Source organism: Acidaminococcus sp. CAG:542, from assembly GCF_000437815.1.
Lineage (GTDB): Bacteria > Bacillota > Negativicutes > Acidaminococcales > Acidaminococcaceae > Acidaminococcus.
Genome location: NZ_FR902015.1, coordinates 1 through 8,107, shown reverse-complemented (window position 1 = coordinate 8,107; position 8,107 = coordinate 1). Strand labels below are relative to the sequence as shown.

Genomic DNA, 8,107 nt, shown 5'->3' with positions numbered 1-8,107 from the left:
CGGTCCTTTCAGGACCTCATGCCCCCACCACCGGGCAAGCCCGGTCCCCCGCACCTGCAGGGCGGACTTGCCCTCCCGGCGGAGAGTCCTCGCGGGTGTATGGGTATAGAAGTTTTTCCCCTCTGGGAGGCCGGGACGGGTTTGCCTGCGGCGAAACCCCTACGTCGTCGACCTCAAAGCAACGATAAAAAATTTTTGACCCCATTTCTGAATAACTATACGGCGATGAAGGGTTCGCTGAGAATTTGTTGATAGATACATAGCCCCCCTTTTTTCACAAATTTCATGTTTCTTCCTTCTTTTATCGTGTAGAATAGAAGGGAAGTGATACGAAGGAGGAATATCCATGCATCTGAAAAAATCTGCGGCGGCGCTGGCTCTGGGGCTTTCTCTGGCTCTGCCTCTGTCCGCTTTTGCTTTTGGCCATACCACTCTGCTCCGGCAGGATTATTCGGACGGGAAGGCGGCAGGCCAGGTGCCCTTTGTGGACGGGCTGAAGGAGGCCAATCTCCAGGCCAACCTGAACCACCTGATCAAGGAAAAGGCCAATGCCCTGGGGAAAAAAGCCGGGGGCAAGGCGGTGCTTTCTTATGAAGTGACCATGAACCGGCCTACCCTGTTCAGCATCATCCTGAAGGCGGAAGGGGACCGGACGGTGTATGCCGGCATGAACCTGGACGTAACCGGGGGGAAGGTCCTGGAAGACCAGGATCTGCTGTATACCAATTCCACGGAATATGCCCAGTATATCCAGGGGAAAAATTACGTGTTCGCCGAAGAGGGGATCCGGGTGGCTTCCCAGCCGGAAGGGCCCTTGGACACCACCATCCCTTATACGAAACTGCTGAAGGCCATCAACGTGGCGGAAGGGGCCCGGCTGCTTACCAGCTACAAACTGGACAGCAATGGGGAAGACATGATTCTGGACCTGAAGCCCGGTGAACTGGTGGCCCTGTACATGGATGCCAACCCCACCAGCGGCAACCAGTGGGTGATGGTGGACCAGAGCGCCCAGCCAGGGTTTGTAAACCTGGGCCATTCCTTTACCCTGCCTCTGCTGAACCCCACCGGCCAGGCAGGCTCTCCCGGGGTGACCATCCTGTTCGCCGGTTTCAGCCAGCCCGGTGACTACCAGATCAAAGCGGTCTACGCAAAAAAAATGACCGCCCCCTTAAGGGAGCGGGTGTTTCGGTTCAGGGTAAGGTAACGAAGCTGTTGCACGCATATTTTTCACGTGCAACAGCCCTTTTTTTTCATTTCCCAAAATACTCCTCATACACCCGTATCAGCTGGCGGGCGGTGGCGGCATCTCCGTAGCGGCAGATCCGGGCCACGTGGAGGACTTTGCGGCCGAATCTTTCCGGCAGCAGGATCATCCCGTGCATGTTCCACTGGTAGATCCCATTGGGCATCCGGGACCGGAAGTAGTCCGCCAGGATTCCATCTTTGGGGTCGCACCGCTTTTCCAGGGTGTTCACGTTGCTGAATTCCCGGAACCGGTCCTGGTCGTCTGGATGGATGAAATTGCTGATGTAGTAGTCCCAGGCTTTGGGGCTGTCGAAGGTCCTCCCTGGCTGGAAGGGGGAGTTTTTGTACCAGAAGGCCAGGGGACGGGCCTCTTTTTTGTCCATATCCAGCAGGGTCACTGTGTTGTACAGTTCATAGACCCGGTCCTGGAGTCCCTGGAGTTTGTTTGCCTGGAGCCGGTCCATGGTGGTAGTGATGTTCTGGAGCCGGCATTTGTACAGGTAATAGTCATTGGCCTGGGCAATCAGGTGTATCTGGAGCCAGAAGAACTGTCTCTGACTCTGGAAGGTGACGGACCCTTTCTGGCCCGGTTCCGCTACCTGTTGGATGCAGGGGGCCAGGGTCTTCCACAAAAAGCTGTCCGGCCGGCTCATGTCTGCAGCCACGGCTTCCGGATTGGGGAAGCCCATGGACCGGGTCACCTTCTGATAGGCGCTGTTGGAAAAGAAGAATTGGAACTGGTGGCTGTCAGCCTGATCTTTTTTAAATTCCACCAGGGCCAGGGGACTGTCGGTGATCAGATTCACCCGGTCTGCCTCATCGAAATACCGGCGCATGGCGTCTGTTTCGTGGAACAGCCCCACTTTTTCTGCCACCCAGCGGGAATCCACCACTTCCAGGGGACGGCTGAACAGGAATCCCTGGAGCCGGTCGCAGCCGATGGAACGGAGGAATTCCGCATGGTCAGGGGTCTCTACTCCTTCCGCCAGGGTAAAGATGTCCAGCTCTTTGGCCATCCGGACCACATTTTTCACCACGGTCCGGGCCCGGTCAGTGAAACTGTCCAGAAAGGCCATGTCCAGCTTGATGGTGTCGAAACCATAGTCTTTCAGTACGTTCAAAGAAGAAAAGCCGCTGCCAAAGTCGTCCATCCAGATCTCGTAACCGGCGGACCGGAACTGGTCCAGCACCGGGGCAATGGAGCTCATGTCCTGGACAAAGACGCTTTCGGTGATTTCCAGAGCCAGCTGGCTGTGAGGGATGCCGGCCCGGTCCACCCGGCCGTTGATCTCTTCAAATAAATTGCAGGCAAAAAAGTCCAGCCGGGACAGGTTGAAGGAAACCGGCACCATGGCCATGCCTTCATCAGCCCGGGGATGGTAATGGGCGCAGATCTGGTCCACCATGCACAGGTCCAGCTTGTGGATGGTGCCGGATTTTTCCAGGGCAGGGATGAAGATGCCCGGGGAAATCAGCCCGTGGACCGGGTCCTGCCAACGGGCCAGGGCTTCGAAACCGCAGAGGGTATAGGACAGGCTCCGAACAATGGGCTGGAAATACAGTCGGATCCAGCCTTTGGCAATGGCTTCATCTAAATGGGCGCAGACGTACTCCTGGAGAGCGGTCCGGTCCGGGGTATGGAATTGGGAAGCACGGGTATCTGGAGCCATGAGGCACCTCTTTTCTTATTTTCTCACCGGACAGGACCGTCCAGGCTCCCCGCTAACGGAGCAATCCGGAAGAATCCTGTCCCTGCGCGCAAAACACTTTTATAAGTATATACGGACTGTAAAAAAATACAACAGATTTCTGCACTTTTCACAGAGTTTTTTTTAATTGTTCATGAGGGAACCGGGAGCCTCCTCCTTCTGGCCATCTCCGGAGGAATATGATAAAATAAAAAGTCATGGATTGTACGTATTCAGGGATCATCCCTGCTGGATCATAAAGGAGTCTCTAATGGAAAGAAAAGATATCGAACTGCTGTCCCCGGCAGGCACCTGGGAAGCTTTGGAAGCGGCTGTGTTTGCCGGTGCCGACGCGGTGTACCTGGGGGGCAGCCATTTTGGCGCCCGGGCCTATGCGGAAAACTTCGGACCGGAGGAAATGACCCGGGCCATCCGGTTCGCCCATCTCCACCGGGTAAAGATCTATGTAACGGTGAACACCCTGGTGGATGACGGGGAAATGCCTGATCTGGGGGAATACCTGTGCTTTTTGAGCAATATCGGGGTGGACGGGATCATCGTCCAGGACCTGGGGGTGATCCGGGTGGCCCGGCAGGTGGCGCCGGAACTGCCCCTTCACGCCAGTACCCAGATGACGGTGACCAATTCCGCCGGGGCTCTGTTTACATACCACAATGGTATGGAACAGGCGGTGATGGCCCGGGAAACCTCCCTGAAGGATCTGAAGACCATCTGTAATATCACCCCGGGCAAGATTGAAGGATTCATGCACGGAGCCCTGTGCGTGTGCTACAGCGGCCAGTGCCTCATGAGCAGCATGATCGGAGGCCGCAGCGGCAACCGGGGCCGGTGTGCCCAGCCCTGCCGGCTGCCCTACACTTTGGTGAACAAGGACGGGAAGGACCTGCTGGCCAAGGTGGATGCCGGCCATTACCTGCTGTCCCCCAAAGACCTGAACACCCTGGATGTGCTGCCCCAGCTGATCGAAACGGGGATCCATTCTTTCAAGATCGAAGGCCGGATGAAGCGGCCGGAATATGTGGCGGTGGTGACGGACATTTACCGCCGGGCCATTGACAGCTACCTGGCCGGCCATTATGAAGTGCCCCAGGAAGACCGGGATAACATCGAACAGATCTTCAACCGGGATTTCACCACTGCCTATATGGTGAACCGGCCTGGACGGACCATGATGAGCGACCGGCGGCCCAACAACCGGGGAGTGCTCCTGGGCCGGGTCCAGAGCCTTGCCAAGGATCATACCGCCGGCACCCTGAAGCTGGACCGGGACCTGCACCTGGGAGACGGACTGGAATTCTGGGTCAGCGTAGGGGGCCGGGTGGGCACCTCCGTGGAACATATGACCGTAAACGGGAAAGAGGTGCCGGTGGCCCGGGCAGGCAGCAGCGTCACCATTCCCGTACCCCGGGGAATCCGGCTCAACGACCGGGTGTTCCGGACCTATGACAATGAACTGATGCAGTATGCCGCCCAGTATTTTGGAGAAGACCACAAGAAACGGATCCCTCTGTATGCAGAAGTCACCGCTCGCCTGGGCCAGCCCATGGAAGTGAAAGTGACCGACGAAGAAGGGAATACCGGCTCTGCAAAAACCGGGTTCATTGTGGAAAAAGCCCGGAAACATGCCCTGGATGAAGCTGCGGTGAAAAAGCAGCTGGACCGGCTGGGGACCACGGAATTCTCCCTGGGAGAACTGGTCTGCCGCCTGGATGAAGGGGTCATGGTCCCCATGAGCGAAATCAACGAAGCCCGCCGGGCAGCCGTGGAAGAACTGACCCAGAAGCGGCTGGACGCCTTCCTGCCTCCCCGGAAAAAGGCTGTGTGGCACAGGGAAGTGCTCCGGCAGCGGGAAAACCACGGCACCCGGAAACACAGCCAGCTCAGCGTCCAGGTGGACACCCTGGAAAAGGCCAAAGTGGCCCTGGAAGCCGGAGCCGATGTGCTGCTGGTGGGAGGGGACAGCTACACCCTGCCTCTCCTTACCCTGGAAGATTACAGCACCATCAGCGGCTGGACCCGGGCCCGGGGGAAACAGTGGATGGCGGCCACCAGCCGGATCGTCAGCGAAGGCCAGCTGAAGTACTTCCGGAACGCCCTGGCCCAGTGGGCGGCTCTCCAGCCCGACGGGTTCCTGATCGCCAACAACGGGCTGGTGGAAATGGCCCAGGAGCTGGGGCTGCCTCTGTGGCTGGATTATGACATGAACGCCTACAACAGCCAGAGCATCCTGTTCTGGCAGGAACAGGGCTTTGCCGGGGTAACCCTGTCTCCGGAACTGACCCTCCAGCAGGTGGGGGCCCTGGTGAAGAAGAGCCCGCTCCCCATTGAGTGTCTGGCGGAAGGGGCCCTGGAAATGATGGTCAGCGAATACTGTGTGGAAGGGAGTTTCCTGGGGAACCTGCACAAAGGATCCTGCAGCTTCCACTGCAAAGAGCAGGGATTCCTGGAAGACCGGAAGAAGGAAAAGTTCCCTCTGAAGCAGGACCAGTTCGGCCGGATGCACGTGCTCAACGGCCATCCCTTGTCCATGCTGGCCAATGTGCCGGATATGGAAAAGGCCGGGATCGCCCGGCTGCGGATCGATGGCCGGGGCTATACCGCCGAAGAGCTGGGTGAACTGACCGCCCTGTACCGGGGCGTGCTGGACGGGGACACCAAAGTGGAAGAGAACCGGCCCCACACCACCCGGGGACATTATTTCAGAGGAGTTTTGTAAGCATGGGGAAATTTGCTGTCAATACATTGGAATTCGATAAAGTGAAGGCGCTCCTGGCGGACCAGGCAGGGACTTCTCTGGGCCGGAGACTGGCCCTGGACCTGGTGAGCTCCAGCCGGTTCGAACAGGTGAAACTGGCCCAGGAGGAAACTGCCGAAGCCGTCCAGCTGCTGGACGAAGGGAAACGGCTGCCCCTGGGGGGCATGACGGATATCAGTCCCCTGGTGAAACGGACCCGGGTAGGGAGCATCCTGGAGCCGGAAGACTTCAAGGCCATCGGAGACACCATCGACGGGCTCCGGCATCTGAAGCAGTTCCTGCTGGAAGACACGGAAAACGCTCCGGCCCTCCGGGATTATGGTCCCCAGCTGGGGGATTTCACCCGGCTGAGCAAGCAGCTGTCCAGCGCCCTGGATGAAAAGGGGAACATCAAGGATAACGCTTCCGTAAAGCTCCAGGGCCTGCGCACCGGGATCCTGGCGGCCAAGAACCGGGTGAAGGACAAACTCACCAATATCCTCCACGATCCCAACAACCAGAAATACTTCCAGGATGCCCTGGTGACCATGCGGGAAGACCGGTACGTAATCCCCATCAAACAGGAATACCGGCTGAACTTCCCCGGGGTGGTCCATGACCAGAGCGCCAGCGGGGCCACCTTGTTCGTGGAACCTATGGCAGTGGTGAACCTGAACAACGACATCAAGAAATACCGGCTGGAGGAACAGGCAGAAGTGGAACGGATCCTCCGGACTCTCACCGGCCATGTGGGCAGCGAGGCGGAAAACATCCTCAGCTCCCTGGAAGTGGCGGCCCAGGTGGATCTCATCGGTGCCAAGGCCGCCCTGGCCCAGAAGCTCCACTGCTGCCGGCCCATGATGATCCTCCAGCAGCGGCTGCGGATTACCCAGGGACGCCATCCTCTCCTGGACCAGGAAAAGGTGGTGCCTCTGGACATCAACCTGGGGGACGATTTCACCACCCTGCTGATCACCGGCCCCAATACCGGCGGGAAAACCGTGGCCTTAAAGACCGTGGGGGTGTTCGCCCTGATGGCCCAGGCAGGGATGTTCGTCCCGGCCAAAGAAGCCATCCTGCCGGTGTTCGGCGGTGTCTATGCGGATATCGGGGATGAACAGAGCATTGAACAGAGCCTGTCCACTTTCTCCGGCCATATGAAGAACATGATCTCCATTTTGGATGAAGTCCGGGAAGGGGACCTGGTGCTGGTGGACGAAGTGTGCGTAGGGACTGATCCCACCGAAGGGGCGGCCCTGGCCATGGCCATGATCGAGTACCTGTACAACAAAAAGGTGCTTACCATCATGACCACCCACTACAGCGAACTGAAGACCTTTGCCTACGAGCATGAGGGTATGGAAAACGCCAGTGTGGAATTCGATCCGGAAACCCTCCGGCCCACCTACAAGCTGCTCATGGGTGTGCCCGGCAGTTCCAACGCCTTCTACATCAGCAAACGGCTGGGGCTGCCCCAGGAGATCCTGGACGAAGCCAAGACCTTCATCGGAGAAGGCCACAGCAATATGGAACGGGTGCTCCAGAACCTGGAAGGGGAGCGCCGGGAATATGAAAGCCGGAAGGACGAAATCGCCTCCCTCCAGCGGGAAGCGGAATACCTGAAGAACGAACTGACCCGTCAGAAGCAGGACCTGGAAAAGAGCCGGAACGCCATTTTACGGAAGGCCCGGGAACAGGCGGACGAACTGTACCGGAACGCCCGGCGGGAATCCACTTCCATTTTGAAGGAACTGCGGGCCAACCAGGACATGGTGGAAAGCCGGAAGGTGGAACAGCTGGCGGAACTGTCCCGGAAGGTGCTGAACAAGAACTTCTCCATTGACGGGAAGCCCATGCCGGAAGGTCAGGGGCTCACCAGCGGCAATGCGGCGGTGGGCAAGAAGGTGTATGTGAAGAAAATCGGCCAGAGCGGCACCATTGTGGCCCTGAACGGCAAGGAAGTCACCGTGCGGATCGGGATCATGAAGATGAATCTGAAGCTGAAGGACTGCCTGCTGCTGAAGGAAGCGCCCAGCCAGCCCCGGAGCACCCACCGGACCCTGAAGAAGAGCACCAGCCAGGGCCACAACCTGTTTGTGAAGAAGGCCCAGGACGCCACGGTGCAGATCGATGTGCGGGGCAAGACCGTGGATGAAGCCATCCCCTATGTGGACAAGGCCATTGACGATGCCCTGCTGGCCGGGATGGACCGGTTCCGTCTGGTCCACGGAAAAGGCACCGGCATGCTGCGGAAAGGCCTCCTGGAATACCTGGACCAGCATCCCAATGTGCTGAAAACCGAAATGGCCCCCCTGAATGAAGGGGGATTCGGGGCCACCATTGTGTGGGTGAAATAAAAGCGCGGTGCCTGGGCGCCGCGCTGTCAACGGTCGGCGGCCGGAGGAGGAAACCCGCC

At 58.4% G+C, this 8,107-nt stretch carries 4 protein-coding genes; 3 read left to right on the top strand and 1 reads right to left on the bottom strand.

Features of this window, described 5'->3' with window-relative positions; genetic code table 11:
• Positions 1-346: 346 nt before the first annotated feature.
• On the top strand, positions 347-1,207 hold the full coding sequence (locus tag QVO43_RS00810) for a protease inhibitor I42 family protein (protein WP_022486729.1): 861 nt from the start codon (positions 347-349) through the stop codon (positions 1,205-1,207).
• Between the two features lie 46 nt (positions 1,208-1,253).
• On the opposite strand, the gene QVO43_RS00805 is transcribed toward QVO43_RS00810, so the two are convergent.
• Positions 1,254-2,918 carry an EAL domain-containing protein gene (locus tag QVO43_RS00805; RefSeq protein ID WP_022486728.1) on the bottom strand — a complete coding sequence of 555 codons (1,665 nt, stop codon included), beginning with the start codon at positions 2,916-2,918 and terminating at the stop codon, positions 1,254-1,256.
• A 289-nt stretch (positions 2,919-3,207) separates the two neighbouring features.
• On the opposite strand from QVO43_RS00805, the gene QVO43_RS00800 reads away from it, so the two are divergent.
• Together QVO43_RS00800 and QVO43_RS00795 are read left to right on the top strand one after the other, a co-directional pair.
• The gene (locus QVO43_RS00800; protein WP_022486727.1) at positions 3,208-5,673 is read left to right on the top strand and encodes a DUF3656 domain-containing U32 family peptidase; all 2,466 of its coding nucleotides are present in this window, start codon (positions 3,208-3,210) and stop codon (positions 5,671-5,673) included.
• Between the two features lie 2 nt (positions 5,674-5,675).
• The gene (locus QVO43_RS00795; RefSeq protein WP_022486726.1) at positions 5,676-8,048 is read left to right on the top strand and encodes an endonuclease MutS2; all 2,373 of its coding nucleotides are present in this window, start codon (positions 5,676-5,678) and stop codon (positions 8,046-8,048) included.
• Positions 8,049-8,107 lie beyond the last annotated feature (59 nt).

Bases quoted from the DNA above. Each gene is read 5' to 3' on its own strand.
- QVO43_RS00810 (WP_022486729.1), top strand. From the start codon at position 347: ATGCATCTGAAAAAATCTGCGGCGGCGCTGGCTCTGGGGCTTTCTCTG.
- QVO43_RS00805 (WP_022486728.1), bottom strand. From the start codon at position 2,918: ATGGCTCCAGATACCCGTGCTTCCCAATTCCATACCCCGGACCGGACC.
- QVO43_RS00800 (WP_022486727.1), top strand. From the start codon at position 3,208: ATGGAAAGAAAAGATATCGAACTGCTGTCCCCGGCAGGCACCTGGGAA.
- QVO43_RS00795 (WP_022486726.1), top strand. From the start codon at position 5,676: ATGGGGAAATTTGCTGTCAATACATTGGAATTCGATAAAGTGAAGGCG.